The organism is Marinoscillum sp. (genome assembly GCF_965229915.1).
Taxonomy (GTDB): Bacteria; Bacteroidota; Bacteroidia; order Cytophagales; family Cyclobacteriaceae; genus Marinoscillum.
Genome location: NZ_CBDDJZ010000002.1, coordinates 34343 through 55289 on the forward strand (window position 1 = coordinate 34343; position 20947 = coordinate 55289).

The following is a 20947-nucleotide window of genomic DNA, read 5'->3' on the forward strand; positions in this document are numbered from 1 at the left end:
TATTCAAATCAACCAATTTATTGATTCGTTAGAAGCGTATGGCAGATGTACAATACACGGAAGATAGTATTAAATCGCTGGACTGGAAAGAGCACATCAGGTTGCGGCCTGGTATGTATATCGGTAAGCTCGGTGACGGTTCCGCTCATGATGATGGTATCTATGTTCTGGTAAAAGAAGTAATCGATAATAGTATAGATGAGCACATGATGGGGCATGGTAAAACCATCAACATCAAAGTGACGGACCATCGGGTGGAAGTGCGTGATTATGGACGAGGTATACCTTTAGGTAAGGTCGTGGATTGTGTGAGTAAAATAAACACTGGTGGTAAATACGACTCGGGTGCTTTTCAGAAATCCGTTGGTTTGAATGGTGTCGGTACCAAGGCAGTAAATGCGCTTAGTACTTATTTTAAGGTACAGTCTTTCCGTGATGGAGAAACCAAAGTAGCGGAATTTGAAAGAGGTGTGATCACTAACGACGCGAAGATTGCGAAGACTACTGAGCGCAATGGTACAGCCATTTCATTTGAGCCGGATGATACGGTATTTAAGAACTATCACTTTATCCCTGAGTATTTAGATAATCTACTTTGGAATTATGCTTTCCTCAATGCTGGACTAACCATCAATTTCAATGGCAACAAGTACCATTCGGAAAATGGTTTACTTGATCTGCTGAAGCGAAAGACCGATGAAGAAGCGATAAGATATCCTATCATCCATCTAAAGGGAGAAGATATCGAGGTAGCACTTACTCACGCTAACCAGTATGGTGAGGAGTATTATTCCTTCGTCAATGGTCAGCACACCACTCAGGGAGGTACACACCTGGCAGCATTGAGAGAATCCATCGTGCGAACGCTCAGAGATTTCTATGGTAAGAATTTTGATGCGGCGGATGTGCGCGCATCCATTGTTGGAGCCATTGCTGTGAGAGTACAAGAGCCTGTATTTGAAAGTCAGACCAAAACCAAGCTAGGTTCACAAAACGTAGCTCCAGAGGGGCCAACCATGCGAACGTTTGTCAATGATTTCATTAAGACGGATCTTGATAATTTCCTTCACCGGAATAGTGAAGTGGCAGATGCACTTCTGAAAAGAATTTTACAGTCGGAGCGAGAGCGTAAGGAAATCGCCGGGATCAAAAAGCTTGCAAACGAACGAGCTAAAAAAGCCAATCTGCACAATAAGAAACTAAGGGACTGCCGCATTCACCTGGATGACAAGAAAGGTGATGATGAAGTGAAGGAGCGTACCATGATTTTCATCACAGAGGGTGATAGTGCCAGCGGTTCGATCACCAAGTCACGTGATGTGCAGACTCAGGCAGTTTTCAGTTTGCGTGGAAAGCCGTTCAACTGTTTTGGCCAGACCAAGAAGGTGGTTTACGAAAACGAAGAATTTAACCTGCTTCAGCATGCTTTGAATATAGAAGATGGACTGGAAGGATTGCGTTACAGCAAAATAGTCATCGCCACGGATGCCGATGTAGATGGTATGCACATTCGATTGCTCATGCTGACTTATTTTCTGCAGTTCTTTCCTGAGCTCGTGAGAAACAACCATGTGTATATCCTGGATACTCCACTATTCCGAGTGAGAAACAAGAAAGAAACCATTTACTGCTATTCGGATGAAGAGCGTGTCAACGCCATTCAGAAGCTCGGCAACAAGCCTGAGATCACCCGATTCAAAGGTTTGGGTGAGATATCTCCAGAGGAGTTTGGAGGGTTCATCGGTGAGAACATCCGACTGGAGCCAGTGATATTACAGCCAGAGACTAAAATCAAGGATTTGTTGCGGTTTTACATGGGCAAAAACACTCCAGACAGACAAGAGTTTATTATCGATAAGCTGCGTGTAGAGAAGGATCTCATCAAAGAGGGTGAGAAGTCTGAATTAGCAGAGATCTAACATTAACCCAATACCCTATGAAAAATTACTATTCAACCCTGTTACTACTTGCCGGGGTTTTATGCTTTAGTTCATGTAGTACGGATGATCCAGGACCAGAAAAGCCCATCGCTAGTCCAAGTACACTAGTAAGTGTAGAGCCCATCGTCACTTGGTCTCCTGGTGATATCAAAGGCTTTTTAAGTGGTACGCCAGTTGGTACTTTCATCGATTTGGACGCCTCTCAATACAGCGTAGAAGTCAGCAGAATCACTTACATGACGGACTATCAGGGCGATTCTATCGAAGCTTCAGCAATGGTGATGGTGCCAATCGCTGATAAGCCGGTACCAACTGTCAGCTTTCAGCATGGAACGATTGCATCGGATGCGGAGGCTCCTACCAATCTGGCTCAGACCAATGTGCAGATCGTACTCCTCAATCTGTTGGCGACTACAGGTGTTACAGTAGTAGTTCCAGATTTCATCGGATTTGGCTCATCGGTTGACGTGATGCATCCATATTATGTGGAAGACCTCACAGCCACCTCCATTGTGAATGCTATCTATGCCTCGAGAGAAGTAGCCGAAGAGGCGGAAGCTGAGTTGAATAATGAACTGTACCTGGCGGGATATTCCCAGGGAGGATATGCGACCATGACGGCACATAAGTATTATGAAGTGTCAGGGATGGACTTTTATGAACTACAGGCTTCCTTCCCGTCTTCTGGAGGTTATGACATCAAGTCATTTCAGGAATACTTCTGGGGTTTGGAAACCTATGATAACCCGTTTTTCCTGGCTTTTGTAGCCAATGCTTACAAAGTGACTTATGATTGGGAGCAATCACTAGACATCATGTTTCAGGAGCCGTATGCGACCAATATCCCGTCATATTTTGATGGGTCGAAATCAGGTGGTCAGATCAATTCCTTACTGACGACCAATATTGCTGATTTGTTACAAGCAGATATTTTGGCCAATGTAGATGATGAACAGTACAGTTTTCTTGTAGATGCTTTGGTGGATAATAGCCCTATTGATTTCGTGCCTCAAATCCCAATGCATATGTTTCATGGTGATGCGGATGTTACCGTTCCATACCAGAATTCTGTAGAAGTGTACGACCATTTCATTGCCAATGGAGCTTCGGCCGATGTAGTAACATTCACGACGTTAGAGGGTGGAACGCATTACACAGGGTTTGCACCTTATGTTTTCACTCTGTACACAGAACTTCAAACCTTGAAAGAATAATGCGAAAAGCACTATTTACAGGATGCCTGGTCATATTCAGTATTGCAGCGCTAGCTCAGTACAATAGAGAAAATCCGTTAGTTCATACTTATTCCATTGTAGCCATGGATACGGCTACTGGAGATATCGGTGTAGCCGTGCAGTCTCATTGGTTCTCAGTAGGTACTGTAGTAGCCTGGGCAGAATCAGGAGTAGGCGCAGTAGCCACTCAGTCATTCTCCAATCCGGCGTTTGGTCCCCAGGGACTGCAACTCATGAAAACGGGGTTGGATGCAGAGGCCACACTCCAGGCATTGCTAGCAAGCGATGAGGGAAGAGAATACCGACAAGTAGGCGTAATTGATGTGTCTGGCAAGACAGCCTCTCACACAGGAGCGAAGAACATCAAAGAAGCAGGCCATGTGGTGGGTGACTACTATGCGGTGCAAGCCAATCTAATGGAAAACAACACCGTCTGGCAAGCTATGGCCGATTCCTTTGAAGGGTCGGCGGGAGAGCCTCTGGCGGAGCGAATGCTTAAAGCGCTGGAGGCAGCGCAGACTGAAGGTGGAGATATCAGAGGAAAGCAGTCTGCAGCCTTAGTAGTGGTGTCTGGTACACCGACTGGTAAAAGTTGGATTGACCGAAAGGTGGATTTACGTGTAGATGATCATGAAAATCCATTGCAGGAGCTTCGTAGGCTGTGGAAAGTACATCAAGCATATGAATATATGAATGCCGGCGATGTGGCGGTGGAAGCCGGTGATTTTGAAAGGGCCGGTGAACTATACCAGTCAGCTGAGACCATGTTTCCCAATAACCTGGAGATGCAATACTGGCATGCCATTAATCTGGCAAATGTTGGTAATCTGAAAGAAGCACTGCCCATGTTCAAAAGTGTTTTTAGTAAGAATCCAAAGTGGAAAAAACTTACTCCACGATTGATTGATAACGGAATGCTGAGCGTCTCAGAAGGGGACTTGAAGCAGATAATGAAACAATGAAGCGGAGAGAAAAGACCTTATCGACCAAATGGTTCAAGTCGTATCGCGTGTTTGTCATAGCGATGGCTGGCGCATTTGTGTTGATGCAGGCTTTGGTTCATTTACGGAATTCCAGTATCTGGATTGCGATACCATTTACCCTTCTTTATGTATTCTTCATATGGAAGTATTGGTATCCATCGTTTATGGATTTCGTCCGCAATTTTTATCAGATCAGTTACGATCATGAAAACCTCTACATCGACGAGGGGAGCAATGAGCTGGTTATTTCCTTTGATCGAATCAAGCATGTGGAGTTGGTCTCATTTGATGGCATTTATAAGTTTGAGACATTTGATAACAGTGTTTATTACTGTAAACCATCGGCCTGGTACCCATTCAATTATTCAAAAGTGGATGGGGAGTTAGACAAGATTAGAGTATTGATTAAGAAATATAAACAGAAGTTTTGGGCAGAGCAGGAGCAAACCAATGCTTTGCCAAGCAACAATTGAGTTTTAAATGAGCGAGGAGAATAACATCAGCCAAGAAGAAGAATTGCATGGTTCCACGCCAGTGTCAGGAATGTATGAAAACTGGTTTCTGGACTATGCCTCTTATGTGATTTTAGAACGTGCCGTCCCGGCAGTGGGTGACGGGTTCAAGCCTGTACAGCGAAGAATCCTGCATGCCATGAAGGAAATGGATGATGGCCGATTCAACAAGGTAGCTAACATTATTGGTAGCACGATGCAATATCACCCACACGGTGATGCTTCCATTGGAGATGCCATTGTCAATCTTGGGCAAAAAGATCTTTTGATCGAGACCCAGGGAAACTGGGGAGATGTGCGGACCGGCGACAGTGCAGCAGCATCAAGATATATCGAGGCACGTCTATCCAAGTTTGCCCTGGATGTGGTGTACAACCCACAAACCACCGAATGGCAGCTTTCATATGATGGACGAAAAAAAGAACCGGTTACATTCCCGGTTAAATTTCCACTCTTGCTTGCTCAGGGAGTGGAAGGTATCGCGGTGGGGCTGTCTACGAAAGTGCTCCCGCACAACTTCTGTGAGATCATTGAGGGAGCCATCAATATCCTAAAAGGTAAGAAAGTAAAGCTTTATCCCGACTTCCTGACTGGTGGCAAGGTGGATGTTAGCGATTACAATGATGGCAAGCGTGGTGGTAAAGTGCGTGTTCGTGCGGTGATCGAGGAGCTTGATTCGAAGACGCTCGTGATCAAAGATATTCCCTATGGGACCACCACTACGTCGGTTATAGAGTCCATCATCAAAGCCAATGATAAGGGCAAGATCAAGATCAAGAAGGTAATTGATAATACCGCTAAGGACATTGAGATCCAGGTACAATTAGCCCCCAATACCTCACCAGATATAACGATTGATGCGCTATATGCTTTCACAGACTGTGAAGTGTCCATTTCGCCCAATGCGTGCATCATCAAGGATGACAAACCACAGTTTTTAGGAGTTTCAGAGATCCTCCATCACTCTGTAGAGCAGACGGTTGATCTGCTCAAGCAAGAGTTGGAGATCAAGAAGGCCGAGCTGATGGAGAAGATCCTTTTCTCTTCTTTGGAGAAGATTTTCATTGAAAACCGAATCTATCGGGACATTGAAGAATGTGAAACCTGGGAAGCGGTGTTGGAAACAATCGATAAAGGCCTGGATCCTTACAAACCCGACTTTTACAGGGAAATCACTACGGATGACATAGTACGACTAACTGAGATTCGGATTAAGCGTATTTCGAAGTTTGATGCATTCAAGGCGGACGAGTTGATGCGCAAGCTGGAAGAGGAACTTAAAGAGACTGAACACAACCTGGCGAATCTCACTGAGTTTGCCATAGCCTACTATCAAAAGCTCCTTGATAAATACGGAAAAGGCAAGGAGCGCAAAACGGAAATTGCCAACTTTGAGACGATCGCAGCAACTGTGGTGGCAGCTAACAATGCTAAGCTCTACGTGAATCGGGAAGATGGCTTCATTGGGTATGGCATCAAGAAGGATGAGTTTGTCTGCGACTGCTCAGATATCGACGATATTATTGTTTTCAGAAGGGATGGTATCTGTCAGGTGACCCGGATTCAAGACAAAGTGTTTGTAGGCAAGAATATCATCCATGTTGGGGTCTTTAACAAAGGAGATGAACGCATGGTCTACAACATGGCTTATGTAGATGCTAAAAGTGGGCGAAGCATGGTCAAGCGTTTTCAGGTACTGTCTGTGACAAGAGACCGGGAGTATGACCTGACCAAAGGAGCGAAAGGCTCTAAAGTGCTTTACTTCACTGCCAATCCAAACGGTGAGGCAGAGACCTGTACGGTTTATCTGACGGCATCCTCTAAAGCGCGTAAAAAAGTATTCGATTTTGACTTTTCTGAGATCGAGATCAAAGGCCGTGGAGCTGGAGGAAACATCCTCACGAAGTATCCTGTCCGCAAAATTCAACTTAAATCTGCCGGGGTGTCAACACTTGGTGGTGTGGATATCTGGTACGATGAGATCGTAGGTCGATTGAACCGTGATGAACGGGGCACCTATCTTGGTAACTTCAATGCAGAAGATCAGGTCATCGTGTTTTACAAAGAAGGCAGCTACGAGCTGACCAGTTTTGAACTGACCAATCGATACGAGCAGAATCAGATTCTATCATTGACTAAGTTTGAAGCCAGCAAGCCAATCAATGCCATTCACTATGATGGGGAGAATAAAACCTACTATGTAAAACGATTCATGGTGGAAACAACTACTGCCAATAAGCGATTTGGGTTTATCTCAGAGGCGAAAGGCTCCAAACTCATTTATGCATCCAACTCTGACCATACTACAGTGGAAGTGGTCTATAAAGACGGCCGCAAAAAAGAAACGAAAGAAATGGACCTGGCCGAAGTGATCGATGTGAAAGGCTGGAAGGCTATTGGCAATAAGTGTCCAGTTCAGAATGTACAAGAAGCATCTATGGTGAAGTCTGACAGTGATGAATCTGATCCTGAACCGAAAGAATCTTCAGATGTGAGTGACAAAAAGATTGACATTACCAGTCTGAAAGAGTCCATTAAGCATGAGGTGGAAGAGGAAGACAATCAGATGGATTTGTTTGGTAGAGGTAAGAAGAAAGAAGAAGACTAATGCAGCGATCTTTCCGTTGACTTAGAAATGATTCGAATCATCAAGATAGTAGGAATAGTCATCACCGCTGTAGGTTTGTTAGTGCTAGGGCTGAACTTCTGGATCGTCTCTTCCACGCAGGATCAGATCTATTATAGCCTAAACGATGTGCCACCAAAGCGGGTGGCACTTTTGTTGGGTACGAGCAAGCGAACTGTGGAAGGAGGGACTAACAAATACTTCAAGGAAAGAATGGAGGCGGCTGCTGAGCTTTTTCACCGTGGAGTGATCAAGCATATCATAGTGAGTGGAGATAACCGCACGGTTTACTACAATGAACCTCGTGACATGCTCAACGCCCTGAAAGAATTAGGTGTGCCAGAAGGTGCTATTACATTGGATTACGCGGGGTTTAGGACACTGGACAGTGTGGTTCGAGCCAAAGAGGTCTTTGGACAGGATGACCTAATGATCATTACCCAGGATTTTCACTGCTACCGCGCTCTTTTCATTGCCAACTATCACGGACTAAATGCAGTGGCCTACTCAGCAGACAACAAGGATGAGCTGCCTTACATGCTAGCAATCAGAGAAATACTGGCCAGATCCAAAGCTGTTTTTGATCTGTATGTATTTGACGAAAAACCCAAATTTCTGGGAGAGGAAGAAGGAATTTAAAGCCCGTATTCTTTCTTCATGGCTACCACAGCTTCCAGGCATTCTTTTTCTATCGCCTCAATTTGTTCCATAGTGGCAGAGCTTCCATTATCCTGTATATCAATGGCTGTCTGAAGTGTTTGCATTTCCAGCATTTGCAAGGAAGGCTTCAGTTGATGTGCAAGCTTTTGCAAACCATCAGAATCATCCTTTTCGTAGGCATTTTTAAGGTTGGTGACGATATTTGCTGTGTTGTTTTCAAAAGTTGATATGAACTGTTGCACAAAGTCCATATCTCCATCGCTGATTGAATTCAAATAAGAAAAATCCATAAGATTGTTCGAATTGTCTAGTTAAAATTAACTTAGTCCATCATTAATCATAGCATGAAGCGAATTTTTATTTACCTCCCCATTATCCTTTTGGTTGCTTTCATCGGATTTTTCTTTTGGGGATCGGCCGGATCGCTAGATTCTGATCAATTGGATTCGAAGATAGTGTATCATCCCAACTATAAGAAATCAAAAGATACACTTCGTGTCATGACTTTTAATCTGGGCTACTTGTCGGGGATGACCAATAACTTACCCATTGATCGGGACGAGCAATTATTTGAAGATAATCTCCAAAAAACTCAGTCGCTTTTAAACACCTACTCACCAGATGTGATCGGATTTCAGGAAATCGATTTTGCAGCAGATCGATCATTTGGCTATAATCAACTAGATAGTTTGGCTCAGGGGTATGCGACTGCTTACCGATCTGTCAACTGGGACAAAACCTATGTTCCATTTCCGTATTGGCCGTTTTCAAGGCATTTTGGCAGAATGTTGTCAGGTCAGGCGATATTATCAAAATATGAGTTGACGGAGATCGAAACGATCACTTTGGAGAAACCACTGAACGCCAGTTTCCTCTACAATCGCTTTTATCTGGATCGGTTGATACAGATCGTTAAGTTACGCTTAGATAGTACTGAAGTGATCCTTATGAATGTGCATCTGGAAGCTTTTGACAAGGAGACAAGATTGCTGCATGGGAAAGTAGTGGTTGATTTGTTTGAAAAATATGCTGACCGATATCCTGTGTTGATTATCGGTGACTTCAATAGTGAACCTGACTACCTGGATGATAGTGACGTGATGGAAATGATCCTTTCGGCGAATGGGATAGCTTCGGCCATTTCTCAGGAGAATTATGAGGCTAAATCGACTACTACCTTTCCTAGTAGCGAACCATCCAAAATGATCGATTACCTTCTTTACAACCCCAAATACCTTCAGGTGGTTGAGTCCAATGTCATTCAGGAGGCAGGAGAAATATCAGATCACCTGCCGGTCTTATCTAAGTTTGTACTTAGATAGTATTTTGATGTAAAATCAATTGTCTAAAACCCCGAATATTTACTAATTTCGAGCCACTTTCCAAAATCAATAACAATGATTAAAGAATTCGAAAATCTCAGAGAGGATGAGGTAGAGGTGTTGATCAACGCACCCGTTCATGTAGCTATATTGATCGCTGGTGCCGATGGAAACATCGATAAGACAGAGAGAAAAGAGGCTGTAGAAGTAGCTCATAGTAAGCAAGGAAGAGCTCGTGAACAGCTAGTAGATTATTACAAGTTGGTAGGACAGTCATTTGAAGAGAAATTCAATAAAATGATCGATGAATTGCCGCAAGATGCTGAAGAGCGTAATAAAGTAATCACATCGGAATTGCGTAAGCTCAACTTTATCTTACCTAAAGTGGATAAGAACTTTGCTGCCAAGCTTTACGCATCTTTAAAAGACCTGGCTAAGAAAATAGCTGAAGCTTCTGGAGGGATTTTGGGTTACTTATCTGTAAGCTACGAAGAATCCAAGCTGATAGAGCTGCGCATGATCAATGATCCTGACAAGTAAAAAGCACTAAAGAAGAATTTATATAGACAAAACCCTGACCTAAAGTGTCAGGGTTTTTTATTTTACACCGATGTATCGAAGTAGCATTATACCTCCATTGAGACTGGTATTTCTCATGTGGTTGTTTTACAGCATCCACCTTTACATGCATGTGGATTTGGGTTTTTTAGGGATCAAGCCACTTTCATTAAAGGGAGCAATTGGTATACTAACCGCACCTTTGATCCATGGAACCATCCCGCATTTGGTATCCAACACTTTTCCTGTGATGTTCTTAGGAGCTGCTATTTACTTGTTTTATGATCGGATTGCACCGCAGGTATTTCTACAATGCTATTTTCTTACTAACCTGCTTGTCTGGTTTTTTGGCCGGCCGGACTTTTATCACATAGGGGCCAGTGGGTTGGTGTATGCATTGGCAAGCTTTCTCATATTTTTTGGCATCTTCAGACGACAGATACGTTCTATTATCATTTCGCTGATCGTACTTGTGGCTTATGGTGGGCTGATCTACGGCATCTTACCACAAGATGGCTATATCAGCTGGGAGTCACATCTGATGGGGTTTATAGTAGGAATGGGCGCCGCCTTTGGCATGAGTCGGGTGCGTAAAGTGTATAGCTAATATAATTAGTAATACTAAAAAATTTAGTATATTTACCTGATGAAAGGTAAAGGTGCTCAACACAACCCGGATAATCCATTTGTAAAAAACAGTATCGGGATCGTACATCAGGAGGGTATAGATGAGCACACTGGTGGTGAACGTCCGAACACACAGCTTTTTTATGAATCGCCCAAATCTGCTCTGAGTAAGAACAAGAGCCCCGACTTGAAATGGGACTATTCGATCAATCCCTATCAGGGGTGTGAACATGGCTGTTCGTACTGCTATGCGCGTAACTCACACACGTACTGGGGCTTCAGTGCTGGTTTGGATTTTGAGAGTAAGATCATCGTAAAAAAGGAGGTAGCCAGCCTTCTTGATAAGCAGTTGAGCAGTCCGAAGTGGAAGGTGCAACCCATCATGTTATCTGGAAATACGGATTGCTATCAGCCAATAGAGCGGAAATTCAAACTAACCCGTTCGCTTTTGAGTGTGGCTCTCAAGTACCGAAATCCCGTAAGCGTCATCACTAAAAATGCCTTAATACTGCGGGATTTGGACTTGTTATCTGAATTGGCCAAGCATGAATTGGTCCATGTTTATCTGAGTATTACCACCTTAAACGAAGAGCTGAGAGCACTGATGGAGCCTCGTACTAGTACAAGCATCAATCGACTCAGGGCAGTGACCGAGCTCACGAATGCGGGTGTTCCTGTTGGGGTTATGATGGCACCCATCATCCCCGGATTAAATCACAGCGAAATCCCAGAAGTACTCAAGTCAAGTGCTGAGGCTGGTGCCGTGGATGCGGGCTTTACCGTGGTTCGTCTCAATGGTCAGATTGCCGAAATATTCGAAAAATGGCTCGGACATGCCTATCCTGAGCGAGCCAGCAAAGTCATGAACCAGGTACGAGATCTTCATGGAGGAAAACCAAATGATACGAACTGGCAAAGGAGACTCAAAGGAGAGGGACATTTGGCAGAGATCATTACCCAGCTTTTTGCTAAATCGAAAAAGCGACACTTTGCCTCAACCCGACAAATGCCTCCCTATAATCTAAAAGCCTTTCGCAGAGGCGGTAATCCCACGTTGTTTGATTGAATCAGTTTTTCAGTTTAGAACTCATAAAGAATGCCGCTCCTGAAATGGCCAGGTCCTTTAAAAACATGGCAGAGGAAGAAGGGTCACCGTTGAGGAAACCACTCATATGGATCAATACAGCAAACGACAAGATCATCAGTCCCAGTAGTAAGCTTGCTAATTTGGCTTTCTTACCGGTCAAAATTGCCACCGCTGCTAAAATCAGAGCAAGTCCTGTGAGGTAAACCCATGCTTCCTGTACAGGCAAGTAGGAAGGTACCATGCCTGACATAGAAGAAGCATTGATAAAATGAAACACTCCAAAAAGTGCCATGGGAACGGCATAAAGCAGTTTGCCCATAAATTCGAATCCTTTCATATCTGTTAAAACTGGTTAAGTGTTTGTTTGGACATGAATTTATACATAAGCGCAATCAAAGACAACCGGATTGTGCTAACCGGCAAGACGCTCCAAAATACGGTTGATGATGGATTTGGCTTTAGGGCCGGCTTGCTGATCAAATAGCTGATAGTTGTCCGTGCCATCCGGGTCGATCCACAGGCCGTCCTTTTCGGGCTTGGTGACCGGTTCCTCATCAAAGTCTATCGTGTAGATGTCTTCCATGAGTAAATGTAATTCTTCCCAGTCGATGGGTTTTTTATTAACGGTGCCTGAGAGTTTTTCGAACGAACCTTCTATTTCAAAAAAGGCTCTTTTGTTACCCGCTATATGGAGCACTTTCATTTGGAGTTTGGCTTCCAGACCAGCTTTCTCATAAATGGCCTGAATGAGTTCCTGAAGCCGATAATCCCAGTCTTCTGCCAATACCGCCAGCCCTTGATTACCGTTATCAAACTCCACGTGCAGGTAAATGTTAAAATCTTCACTTTCATCTTCCAGCTCTATTTGTGCCAGATCCTCCTGAAGGTTATCTACCCACACTTTTTCAAGAGATCCCTTCCAGCTAAAATCGTCGTTTTGGCTGTATCCTTCTTCCTCGATTTCCTCCAGAGATATTTGATCACGATTTAGAAATTCCAACTCGTAGGATACTTGCAACTCCTCTTTTTGAAAGGTAAGGTCCAGTGTGTAAGCAAAGGCAAATGGAGGGGGCAATTGTAGGGTTTGATAGGATATTTTAACGTTCATGACTGATTAAGGCTAAAGTTTTCTTTCTGTTTATCTTTCCACTTTCCGTGTAAACAAACTTACGCAGGAAGTGGATTTTTTTTGGTTGATGGTATTTGTCGATATGCTCAAAACCGATGGTCAAGGGCTCGCTGGATTCAACAAAAAGCTCAACACGCTCACCCAAACGTTCATCAGGCATACCAGCCACAAAGTAAGGCAATTTGATCTGGTCACTTAGTTGCTCTTCCAATTTTTCAGAATGAATTTTTATTCCTCCAGAGTTGATTGCAAAATCTGCCCGGCCTAGCCATTCAAAGGCACTTGGCGAGACCAGACGCACCACATCATTGGTTTGAATCCATTGGTTGTTGGTAATGGTTCCTCTGATTTGGAGACAGTTCCGATCATCGGTGCTGATCTGTAGGTCACCCAGGGTGTGGTAGTGGTCCTCGCTGGCTGATAAACTTTTAAGCGCAACATGACTGGCTGTTTCGGTCATACCGTAGGTTTGGTACACTCGCAAATGTGAGAATTCTTGCAAACGATCCCGGTAATGCTTAGGCAGAGGAGCGCCACCGATCAGGATGGTACGAAATTGCTGAAGTTTGTGAGGGTGATGATCTAGCAATTCCTGTAGCTGAATGGGCACCAAAGAAGTGAGGTCATAGGTTTGGTTGGCAGGAAGGTTTTTTAAGCCGGAACTGGCAGGAATGAACGTCAAATCAAGAGATCGGATCAGTGCTCTAATGATGACCATCATGCCACCAATGAAATGAGGATTGATACAAAGCAAAGTAGATTCAAACTTTGCGTCGGGATCTAAGTAAGATAGAGACGTGCGTGCACTGTATGCCAGTTGCTCTCTGGTAAGTTCAATACTTGCTGGATTACCTGTTGATCCTGAGGTAGTTAATGGAAAAGATAGGGTTTTTCCTTCCCATGCTGTTATAACCTTGACAATCTTTTTTTCGTCATCAGTGATAAAATCATTTATATTTCTGCTCAATAGCTGACCGATGGTTAGCTTTTCTTTTTCAAAGTTGATCAACATATAATTCAATCTAGCTTGCAAGACCCTGACCATATACTAGTAGAGCGCCTGCGCAACAAAGATAAACGTGCTTTTGAACTTGTCTTCAATGATTTTTTTGGGCTGATGAAATCATACGCAATGCGATTTATGGACGAGGTGGAAGAAGCTGAGGAGATTGTTCAGGATGTATTCGTGAAGTTTTGGGAGAAGTGTGATACGCTGGCACCTGATTCTTCCGTTAAAAGCTACCTTTACCGATCAGTACACAATACCTGCCTGAATTACCTCAAGCATCAAAAAGTAAAAGACTCCTATCGACAGTATGTGATGGGATTTATGCAAGAAGCTGTTGAGTCTTCCTATGAACCAGAAAAGCCTGATCTGGAGAAAAGAATCATGGAGGAAATCAATGCATTGCCACCGAGGTGTTCAGAAATCTTTAAGTTGAGTAGATTTGAAGGTTTAAAGTACCAGGAAATAGCGGATCACCTGGAAATATCCATTAAAACTGTAGAAGTGCAAATGGGTAAAGCCCTGAAAGTGCTCCGTGATCGCCTGCACGATCTGAGAGTGGTAGAATGACCCAGAGACTTTTTTTTGTACTCATCATTTTTCTTTTAGCCTCGCAACTGCGTGCGCAGACACGTGATACTGTGTCCGTGGCATTCAAGGACAAACCTTTGGAGGTACTGTTGGATAGCATCTCAAGCCAGAGCGGTTACTTCTTCTCTTACAATGCCGATATCATGCCTCAGGGGAGTTTGTTCACCATCTATGAAGATAAGATGTATATTGATGAGCTACTTGAAAAACTATTCATAGGTACACATCTTGAGTTCACCAAGATTGAGGACCAGATCATTCTCAGGCGTGTGATTCGTGACAACCAGGGTAACAAACGGATCTACTCAAAGATTTCCGGATGGGTACATCATTCAAAAAGTGGGGAACCTATATTCGGAGCGCATGTATTCATCAACGGATCCACTATTGGGACCTATACTGATGTGGAGGGTAAGTATGAGTTAACTGACCTAAAACCAGGAAACTATCAGGTGGTGTTTTCTCATGTTGGATTCAAGCCTGCGGCTTATGAAATCAACTCCACAGAACCAGCAAACTACGCAATCAATGCAGAATTAAATGAGCAAGTCAATGTGCTGGCTGATGTACAAGTCACCTCTCTTCCATTAGTTTCTGAAGATAACTGGGTGAAGTATTACCGCAAGTTCAGCGAAGAGTTTATTGGCAGCTCCAACAATTCCAATAGGTGCTCTTTCGAAAATCCTGAGATCCTGGAATTCAGTTATTCAGATAGCCTCGATGCCTACGAGGCGATTGCAGCAGAGCCGTTGATCATGCTCAATACTGGATTGGGATACAGGGTTACTTTCGAGCTGGATTATTTTAGGAGCAGTCCGAAGGAAACCCGGTTTCATGTGCGGGCGTCATTTGAGCCATTAGAACCTGAAAATAGACGAATAAAAAAGCGATGGAAAAAGAACCGTGAGCGGAGTTATTACGGGTCTAGCTTTCATTTTTTTAGATCCCTGATGAATGACCAGCTAAAGTCCGAAGGTTATCAGATTTATCTCAGCAGTGATTTGGAGAAGCTTTCGGCTAGTGCATTTGATGTGACGAGAGAAGATATTATCTACATTGCGAATAGCAATTACTATTTGAAATTTGATGACTACCTGGTCGTGCGGTACACCAAAGAATTTCAGCATCCATCATATCAGGAAAACGTGCCAGGATCCAAAATGGAAAGTACGCCGACCTTGTATTATTCCAGTTCACCTAAAACAAACCTAACACAGCAAAGTGTAGTTTTGCTTAATGACGACAAAGTGAGAATATTGCGGAACGGACAGATTACCAAGCCTGAGCAGATGCAGGCACTCGGCTATTGGAGTTGGGAGCGAATGTCTGAATTAATGCCGATAGATTATGACCCAAAATCAGATAATATTTTACAGAAATGATAGGGGGTAAGCAGCAAATGATTGTTAACAAAGCATAGTTCAAAAAATTAGATGGAAGAATTATTAGCAAAGTATTTTTCAGGAGAAGCCTCCACCGAGGAGAAGGAAAAGGTAGACGCATGGAGAGGAGCATCTGAAGAGAATGCAAAATCCTTTCTAGACTCCAAAACAGCCTGGTTAGCGGCCACTCCTCATGAAGCACCTAATCCATTGATGCTTCAGTCGATCATAGGTGAACCGGTAGAAGAAGAGCGGGCACTGGCGGTGGTTCCACTCTGGCAGCAAAAGTCATTTCAATTGGCGGCTTCAGTTATTGTGATTTTAGGATTGGCTTTTTACTTGCTTAGACCAAACATCGAGGATCAACCTTTTGGAGAAGTTATGGCGAAGAAAACAGTGTTTGACTTGCCTGATGGAAGTGAAGTTACCGTCCAAAAAGGAAGTAGCATCACTATGGGTGATTTCAAAACTGTGCGTGAAGTGACGATTACTGGTAAGGCTTACTTCGATGTGGAGCGAGATGAAGACAAGCCGTTTATCATTCACACCAAAAGTGCGGATGTGAAAGTGCTTGGAACGTCGTTCGTTGTGAATACCAATGAAGATCGTCTGACTACCGAAGTGATGGTGGAATCAGGTTTGGTAGCACTGGCCCAGAACGAGCAGTATTTTGGCAAAAATGTGATGGAAATTCAGCTGAAAAAAGGAGAGATGGGAATGATTGCCGTTGGGGAGAAGGGAATCAAAAAGAAGAAAATATCTGACACTAACTATCTGGCGTGGCAAAATGAGATTCTCACTTTCCAGCGCACACGGATGAGCAACGTGGGATTGGTACTAGATGATGTTTATGATCTGGATGTCAGTTTTGAAAACCCTGTGCTGCAGGAGTGTTACCTGACAGCCAAGTTCAACAAGAAGTCTGCAAAAGAAGTAGTTGACCTGATTGCTGAAACGTTCAATATGACTTATGAAATGAATGGAGATCAAGTCATCTTCATGGGAGAAGGCTGTCAGTAAGAAACAAGACAATTTATATAGACAAAATCCTGACCTAAAGCGTCAGGGTTTTTTACTTTACCGCCACTTTCACGGCTTTGAACACGTCCAAGTTAGTGGCCGGATCGGTAAATACCTCGATGAGTTTCGGACTCTTATGATCCTTACTGATGGCAAGTAGGGCTTTTTCTAAGCCTTCTTTGTCTTTCACTCCATGGTAATCGAAATCGTACTCCAGTGCCGTAAACTTTGCTGTGTGGCTGTGTCTGATCTCGAAATGCTGCTCCAATTCGGGCAAGGAACCCGGCCCATTGATCAGACGGAATATTCCACCACCATAGTTATTGAAAACAATGATCTTTAAGTTGTCCAGCGGAAAGGGATGAAAGAACGCGTTGCGGTCATAGAAAAAGCTCAGATCTCCGGTAAGTAGGTAGGTAGGTCGATCCGTGCTGAGCGCATGACCAACGGCTGTTCCATTTGTGCCATCAATTCCACTCGTTCCGCGATTGCAGAAAACCTCACAGTTTGGTTTGAGCTGCTGGATGAAATTGGCAAATCGCACCGGCATGCTGTTAGCCAGGTGGATATCAGATCCCTCAGGAATGGCTTTAAGCACCTGATCAAACGCCGTAAACTCGGCCCAGTCCAGTACGCTGAGTGCTTTGTTTAGCTTTCGATTGGTAGTATCATCCGCCAACTTCCAGTTCTGAATGAAATTGCTGGCGATCTGCTGATCAAAATCAGATTTATCTGGTCGATCAATGACTTGCCTGAGGAATCCACGTGAGTCTGCGTTGATTACTCCAGTCAGTGCCTGGTAGGTATCCATCTGATCCCCATGACTGCACACGTGCCATAGTTCGGTTGCTGGGTTGTTACGCAGGAACAGCTTCAGGTTTTTGCTGATGACCGATTTGCCAATGGTCAACACCAGTTCCGGTCGAAGACTATCGGCTAATCGCTGATCGATACCTGCCAGAAACAAATCGTGGTGTCGGATAGCTGAACTGTAGGTGGAATTGGAAATCACATCCGTTACCACAACCGTCTGATCTCCAACTGCTTCCAATAGCTCATCCAATTCTTGGTCCAGATCATGTTGGCCGATCACAATCAACTTCCTACTGGCTTGATGCCACTTGGCGATAGTTTCTGGCTGCAGTTCTCGGGACGTTTTGGTCGCTATCGGTGCGATGATCTTTGGGTTGGAAGAGAACTCCAGTGATTGCTCCGGTAAAGGATAAAACGGCTCTTTGAATGGAATGTTGATATGCACAGGACCCACCTTTGGGAACCTCGCCAGGTTCACCGCATCATTAAGTTTGCGAATATACTCCCAGCGTTCATCTTGGTGTTCCGGACTGGAGGGCAACTGAAACGTTCCTTTTACGAAATTGCTCAGCGCTCCGAGCTGATCGATGGTTTGTCCATCACGCTGACCAATCCACTCCGGTGGACGATCGGCAGACATGACGATTAGGGGAATTTCCTGGTAATACGCTTCTGCCACAGCTGGCGCATAATTCAGTAAGGAAGTACCTGATGTACAGCAAATGACCACTGGTTCCTTGAGCTTTTGAGCCATTCCCAGAGCGATGAATCCAGCCGATCGCTCATCTACGATGTTGTAAGTTTTAATTTTAGAGTTGCGGGCAAAGCTGATCGTTAAAGGTGCATTTCGTGATCCGGGTGAGAGGACCACATGCCTGATTCCTTTCAAGGCAAGCACCTCTGAGGTGTCGTAGACCGTTTGGTTCATCATGCGTTTAGCACTTTTAAGAGGGTTTGCATTTTGTAACCGGTTTCTTCCAGTTCTTTCTGCGGGTTGGAGTTTTCCGTGATACCAGCACCAGCAAATAATCTTGCTTTGGATTCACTGACCTGCATACAGCGCAGGTTCACAAACAGGTTGGTATTTCCTTCAAACCCAACAGGACCTAAAAATCCTGCATACAATGATCGGTCATAGCCTTCATGGGCTTTGATAAACTCATCAGCAAGTTCTCTGGGCATGCCACAAACGGCAGAGGTAGGGTGGAGCAGTTCTAGCATGGTACTGCCAAGCATGGGACTGTTCGTTGCGTACATGTCTACCTTAAACTCGGTTTTCAAATGTGTTAAATTTCCAGCTTTGACCGTTTTAGGACCAATTTCATCAAACTCCCTCAAACGGATTTTTTTGAAACAATCGATGATGTACCTGCTCACCATCGCTTGTTCCTCAATTTCTTTTTGCGTCCAGGCCACATCACAGAGGTCCTTGTCTTCGGGCAATGTCTGAGTGCCAGCCAACGCATCAGTAGAAAAGAATTGATTGTCTTTGAGTGCAATCAGTTTCTCAGGTGTAGCTCCCATCCAGCATCCGTAGGTCTGTGTGTTGATCAGATAGCAAAAGGCATTTTCGTACCTGCTGGCGAGGTTTTGCAACGTTGTAAGTGCATCAAAGCTTTTTGGTAAGTCAAAGTCTTCAAACCGGGAAAGCACAACCTTGTGTAGGACACCTTCTTTGATCTTCTGAACCGCCTCTGAAACCATTCCGGGATAGTCCGGGTGCACGCTTTGAGTAAAATTGGTTGGTTGGATGTCATGAGTTGTTTCCAGCTTTTCTTGAAAGTGTTCAAACTGTTCTGCAGAAAGGGTAGGACTCACATCCATCAAAACCTTTGCATCATTCAAATGCAAGATGATATCTCCCTTCAGTACCAAAGGGTTGGTCGGGTGGGTGTCAGCATATCCGTTGATTATGAAGCACTTATCGAGGTTTTCTATTTCTCTATTTCGATCGCCTTCTGCTCCAGAAAGATCTATTAGCGCTCTGATGGACGAAGTGCCTGGTAGTCTCCATACTGCTACTGGAAAGTTGGTTTGGAGTACTTTCCTGAGAAAATCCAAAGCTGATTTTCTGGTCGATAACTGGTAGGTTTCTTTGAGCTGTTCCTGCATTTTTATTTTCTATCGAGAATGGACATGGTGATTTTACTCAAGCAAATCAGCTGTCCTTGTTCGTCTTCTATTTTAATCTCCCATAGGTGGGTGCTTCGTCCAATATGAACGGGTCTAGCTGTTCCGGTTACCATTCCGTCTTTTTTGCCTTTGATGTGGTTGGCCGAGATCTCCAGGCCAACTGCGAGTTTTCCCAAAGGAGTCACAATCACCCCTGCGGCGACACTACCCAGCGTTTCCGCCAATACCACTGAGGCTCCACCATGCAACAAACCAAATGGCTGCTTGGTTTTGTGAGAAACGGGCATTTCTGCTTTGATGTAATCTTTTCCCACTTCCGTAAACCGGATGTCTACATACTCGACCATGCAGCCTTTGGAAAATTCGTTTAGCCCTTCTACGGTTACACCTTCTGGAATCATGCGTTTGATTTTGCCTTAAATCTAATTGATAGACCCTAGATAATAGACTGAAGACTTTAGATTGTTAGAGGTTAGATGTGGTCATCTTCAAGATAACACAGCCCACCTTATGTTTAATCGTCATTCCCCGAATTCTTTGGATGCTCATTTTCTACCAATGTAATTAATTCAGAATTTCAGGGGTGCCCGACGAGGAAGTGACGTTGTTGATGGATCATGTGATGCCTGCCTGCGCAGGCATGACATAAGCATAAATACTACAAACCCATTAAGTTTGCCGACTGATTGAACGAGCAGAAGATTTGAAGAAGTTTTACATCGTCCGACATGGCGAAACCGAATACAACAAAAAAGGAATGGTGCAGGGGAGCGGCATTGATGCGCCGCTCAACGAAACGGGTGAGCAGCAGGCGGAAGCCTTTTATCAAGCTTACCAGCACATTCCTTTTGATAAGATTTATGTTTCTAACCTAATGCGCACCGAGCAGTCAGTGAAACGATTCATTGAGGATGGAGTTCCTTTTGAAGCCTTGCCTGACCTACGGGAGATCAGCTGGGGGATCCAGGAGGGAGTGGCCTTCACGCCAGAAACGTCAACGGTCTATCAGCAAACAGCTCAGCGCTGGTCGGAAGGAGATATCGAAGCTCGCATAGAGGGTGGCGAAACTCCACAAGAAGTAGCTGAGCGCCAGCAGCATGCTTTTGATTACATCCTGAGCAAACCCGATGAAGAGGAGCAAACCATTCTGGTCTGCATTCATGGCCGGGCCATCCGTATTTTGCTTTGCTGGATGCTGAACTACCCACTATCCATGATGGACAACTTTCCCCACAAAAACCTGGGACTCTACATCGTCAATCGAACAGATGAACAATATGCGATAGAGGTGTTTAACGAGGTGGGGCATTTAATGGATTAGCA

Annotated in this window: 21 protein-coding genes; 14 read left to right on the forward strand and 7 right to left on the reverse strand. The window is 44.2% G+C overall.

The window, feature by feature from the left end; genetic code table 11:
* Window positions 1-38 precede the first annotated feature (38 nt).
* From ACO067_RS22190 to ACO067_RS22215, 6 genes are read left to right on the forward strand one after another with little or no spacing between them, the layout of a single operon-like run.
* Entirely contained in the window at window positions 39-1919 is a 1881-nt protein-coding gene (locus tag ACO067_RS22190) for a DNA topoisomerase IV subunit B (RefSeq protein WP_421878464.1), read from the forward strand.
* 17 nt (window positions 1920-1936) lie between these two features.
* A complete protein-coding gene (locus tag ACO067_RS22195; RefSeq protein WP_421878467.1) occupies window positions 1937-3154 on the forward strand; it encodes an alpha/beta hydrolase family protein in 1218 nt (405 codons plus the stop codon).
* Entirely contained in the window at window positions 3154-4137 is a 984-nt protein-coding gene (locus ACO067_RS22200) for a DUF1028 domain-containing protein (RefSeq protein WP_421878470.1), read from the forward strand. Before ACO067_RS22195 ends, ACO067_RS22200 begins: the two co-directional genes overlap by 1 nt.
* Window positions 4134-4631 (forward strand): hypothetical protein, encoded by a 498-nt coding sequence (locus tag ACO067_RS22205; RefSeq protein WP_421878473.1) that lies wholly within the window; start codon window positions 4134-4136, stop codon window positions 4629-4631. The genes ACO067_RS22200 and ACO067_RS22205 overlap by 4 nt, the downstream gene beginning before the upstream one ends.
* A 7-nt stretch (window positions 4632-4638) precedes the next feature.
* Window positions 4639-7278, forward strand: coding sequence for a DNA gyrase/topoisomerase IV subunit A (locus ACO067_RS22210; RefSeq protein WP_421878476.1), 2640 nt, complete (start codon window positions 4639-4641; stop codon window positions 7276-7278).
* Window positions 7279-7305: 27 nt separating this feature from the next.
* Window positions 7306-7935: a SanA/YdcF family protein gene (locus ACO067_RS22215; RefSeq protein WP_421878478.1), complete on the forward strand. Its 630-nt coding sequence runs from the start codon at window positions 7306-7308 to the stop codon at window positions 7933-7935.
* Here ACO067_RS22215 and ACO067_RS22220 read toward each other — a convergent pair.
* Complete coding sequence (locus ACO067_RS22220; protein ID WP_421878481.1) at window positions 7932-8246, reverse strand: Hpt domain-containing protein; 315 nt, start codon at window positions 8244-8246, stop codon at window positions 7932-7934. The genes ACO067_RS22215 and ACO067_RS22220 overlap by 4 nt on opposite strands.
* A 54-nt stretch (window positions 8247-8300) precedes the next feature.
* Here ACO067_RS22220 and ACO067_RS22225 point away from each other — a divergent pair, with 54 nt between their 5' ends.
* The 4 genes from ACO067_RS22225 to ACO067_RS22240 all read left to right on the forward strand — a co-directional run bounded on the left by ACO067_RS22225 (window position 8301) and on the right by ACO067_RS22240 (window position 11529).
* On the forward strand, window positions 8301-9278 hold the full coding sequence (locus ACO067_RS22225; protein ID WP_421878485.1) for an endonuclease/exonuclease/phosphatase family protein: 978 nt from the start codon (window positions 8301-8303) through the stop codon (window positions 9276-9278).
* 75 nt (window positions 9279-9353) lie between these two features.
* Window positions 9354-9818 (forward strand): hypothetical protein, encoded by a 465-nt coding sequence (locus tag ACO067_RS22230; RefSeq protein WP_421878488.1) that lies wholly within the window; start codon window positions 9354-9356, stop codon window positions 9816-9818.
* A 70-nt stretch (window positions 9819-9888) separates the two neighbouring features.
* Window positions 9889-10443 (forward strand): rhomboid family intramembrane serine protease, encoded by a 555-nt coding sequence (locus ACO067_RS22235; RefSeq protein ID WP_421878491.1) that lies wholly within the window; start codon window positions 9889-9891, stop codon window positions 10441-10443.
* Window positions 10444-10482: 39 nt separating this feature from the next.
* Window positions 10483-11529 carry a PA0069 family radical SAM protein gene (locus ACO067_RS22240; RefSeq protein ID WP_421878495.1) on the forward strand — a complete coding sequence of 349 codons (1047 nt, stop codon included), beginning with the start codon at window positions 10483-10485 and terminating at the stop codon, window positions 11527-11529.
* 1 nt (window position 11530) lies between these two features.
* On the opposite strand, the gene ACO067_RS22245 is transcribed toward ACO067_RS22240, so the two are convergent.
* The 3 genes from ACO067_RS22245 to ACO067_RS22255 all read right to left on the reverse strand — a co-directional run bounded on the left by ACO067_RS22245 (window position 11531) and on the right by ACO067_RS22255 (window position 13691).
* The gene (locus ACO067_RS22245; protein WP_421878498.1) at window positions 11531-11887 is read right to left on the reverse strand and encodes a DoxX family protein; all 357 of its coding nucleotides are present in this window, start codon (window positions 11885-11887) and stop codon (window positions 11531-11533) included.
* A gap of 75 nt (window positions 11888-11962) precedes the next feature.
* Window positions 11963-12658 carry a hypothetical protein gene (locus tag ACO067_RS22250; RefSeq protein WP_421878501.1) on the reverse strand — a complete coding sequence of 232 codons (696 nt, stop codon included), beginning with the start codon at window positions 12656-12658 and terminating at the stop codon, window positions 11963-11965.
* Window positions 12648-13691, reverse strand: coding sequence for an AMP-binding protein (locus ACO067_RS22255; protein ID WP_421878504.1), 1044 nt, complete (start codon window positions 13689-13691; stop codon window positions 12648-12650). The genes ACO067_RS22250 and ACO067_RS22255 overlap by 11 nt, the downstream gene beginning before the upstream one ends.
* 15 nt (window positions 13692-13706) lie before the next feature.
* Between ACO067_RS22255 and ACO067_RS22260 the strand changes: the two genes are divergently transcribed.
* Genes ACO067_RS22260 through ACO067_RS22270 form a run of 3 tightly spaced genes read left to right on the forward strand, consistent with a single transcriptional unit; the run spans window position 13707 to window position 16678 of the window.
* Window positions 13707-14255, forward strand: coding sequence for an RNA polymerase sigma-70 factor (locus ACO067_RS22260; protein ID WP_421878507.1), 549 nt, complete (start codon window positions 13707-13709; stop codon window positions 14253-14255).
* The gene (locus ACO067_RS22265; protein WP_421878510.1) at window positions 14252-15658 is read left to right on the forward strand and encodes a carboxypeptidase-like regulatory domain-containing protein; all 1407 of its coding nucleotides are present in this window, start codon (window positions 14252-14254) and stop codon (window positions 15656-15658) included. Before ACO067_RS22260 ends, ACO067_RS22265 begins: the two co-directional genes overlap by 4 nt.
* Window positions 15659-15709: 51 nt before the next feature.
* Window positions 15710-16678: a FecR family protein gene (locus ACO067_RS22270; protein WP_421878512.1), complete on the forward strand. Its 969-nt coding sequence runs from the start codon at window positions 15710-15712 to the stop codon at window positions 16676-16678.
* A gap of 52 nt (window positions 16679-16730) precedes the next feature.
* On the opposite strand, the gene menD is transcribed toward ACO067_RS22270, so the two are convergent.
* The 3 genes from menD to ACO067_RS22285 are packed head-to-tail and all read right to left on the reverse strand — an operon-like array spanning window position 16731 to window position 20025.
* Window positions 16731-18422, reverse strand: a complete 1692-nt coding sequence (menD, locus tag ACO067_RS22275; RefSeq protein WP_421878515.1) for a 2-succinyl-5-enolpyruvyl-6-hydroxy-3-cyclohexene-1-carboxylic-acid synthase — start codon at window positions 18420-18422, stop codon at window positions 16731-16733.
* The gene (locus ACO067_RS22280; protein ID WP_421878519.1) at window positions 18419-19603 is read right to left on the reverse strand and encodes an isochorismate synthase; all 1185 of its coding nucleotides are present in this window, start codon (window positions 19601-19603) and stop codon (window positions 18419-18421) included. Before ACO067_RS22280 ends, menD begins: the two co-directional genes overlap by 4 nt.
* 2 nt (window positions 19604-19605) lie before the next feature.
* Window positions 19606-20025 (reverse strand): hotdog fold thioesterase, encoded by a 420-nt coding sequence (locus ACO067_RS22285; RefSeq protein WP_421878522.1) that lies wholly within the window; start codon window positions 20023-20025, stop codon window positions 19606-19608.
* A 302-nt stretch (window positions 20026-20327) separates the two neighbouring features.
* On the opposite strand from ACO067_RS22285, the gene ACO067_RS22290 reads away from it, so the two are divergent.
* Entirely contained in the window at window positions 20328-20945 is a 618-nt protein-coding gene (locus ACO067_RS22290; protein ID WP_421878525.1) for a histidine phosphatase family protein, read from the forward strand.
* Window positions 20946-20947 lie beyond the last annotated feature (2 nt).

Excerpts from the sequence above, each read along its gene's own strand:
- ACO067_RS22210 (WP_421878476.1), top strand. The coding sequence starts at position 4,639 with ATGAGCGAGGAGAATAACATCAGCCAAGAAGAAGAATTGCATGGTTCC.
- ACO067_RS22255 (WP_421878504.1), bottom strand. The coding sequence starts at position 13,691 with ATGTTGATCAACTTTGAAAAAGAAAAGCTAACCATCGGTCAGCTATTG.
- menD (WP_421878515.1), bottom strand. The coding sequence starts at position 18,422 with ATGATGAACCAAACGGTCTACGACACCTCAGAGGTGCTTGCCTTGAAA.
- ACO067_RS22240 (WP_421878495.1), top strand. The coding sequence starts at position 10,483 with ATGAAAGGTAAAGGTGCTCAACACAACCCGGATAATCCATTTGTAAAA.
- ACO067_RS22225 (WP_421878485.1), top strand. The coding sequence starts at position 8,301 with ATGAAGCGAATTTTTATTTACCTCCCCATTATCCTTTTGGTTGCTTTC.
- ACO067_RS22270 (WP_421878512.1), top strand. The coding sequence starts at position 15,710 with ATGGAAGAATTATTAGCAAAGTATTTTTCAGGAGAAGCCTCCACCGAG.
- ACO067_RS22230 (WP_421878488.1), top strand. The coding sequence starts at position 9,354 with ATGATTAAAGAATTCGAAAATCTCAGAGAGGATGAGGTAGAGGTGTTG.
- ACO067_RS22215 (WP_421878478.1), top strand. The coding sequence starts at position 7,306 with ATGATTCGAATCATCAAGATAGTAGGAATAGTCATCACCGCTGTAGGT.
- ACO067_RS22285 (WP_421878522.1), bottom strand. The coding sequence starts at position 20,025 with ATGATTCCAGAAGGTGTAACCGTAGAAGGGCTAAACGAATTTTCCAAA.
- ACO067_RS22250 (WP_421878501.1), bottom strand. The coding sequence starts at position 12,658 with ATGAACGTTAAAATATCCTATCAAACCCTACAATTGCCCCCTCCATTT.
- ACO067_RS22280 (WP_421878519.1), bottom strand. The coding sequence starts at position 19,603 with ATGCAGGAACAGCTCAAAGAAACCTACCAGTTATCGACCAGAAAATCA.
- ACO067_RS22265 (WP_421878510.1), top strand. The coding sequence starts at position 14,252 with ATGACCCAGAGACTTTTTTTTGTACTCATCATTTTTCTTTTAGCCTCG.
- ACO067_RS22235 (WP_421878491.1), top strand. The coding sequence starts at position 9,889 with ATGTATCGAAGTAGCATTATACCTCCATTGAGACTGGTATTTCTCATG.
- ACO067_RS22245 (WP_421878498.1), bottom strand. The coding sequence starts at position 11,887 with ATGAAAGGATTCGAATTTATGGGCAAACTGCTTTATGCCGTTCCCATG.
- ACO067_RS22205 (WP_421878473.1), top strand. The coding sequence starts at position 4,134 with ATGAAGCGGAGAGAAAAGACCTTATCGACCAAATGGTTCAAGTCGTAT.
- ACO067_RS22200 (WP_421878470.1), top strand. The coding sequence starts at position 3,154 with ATGCGAAAAGCACTATTTACAGGATGCCTGGTCATATTCAGTATTGCA.
- ACO067_RS22220 (WP_421878481.1), bottom strand. The coding sequence starts at position 8,246 with ATGGATTTTTCTTATTTGAATTCAATCAGCGATGGAGATATGGACTTT.
- ACO067_RS22190 (WP_421878464.1), top strand. The coding sequence starts at position 39 with ATGGCAGATGTACAATACACGGAAGATAGTATTAAATCGCTGGACTGG.
- ACO067_RS22195 (WP_421878467.1), top strand. The coding sequence starts at position 1,937 with ATGAAAAATTACTATTCAACCCTGTTACTACTTGCCGGGGTTTTATGC.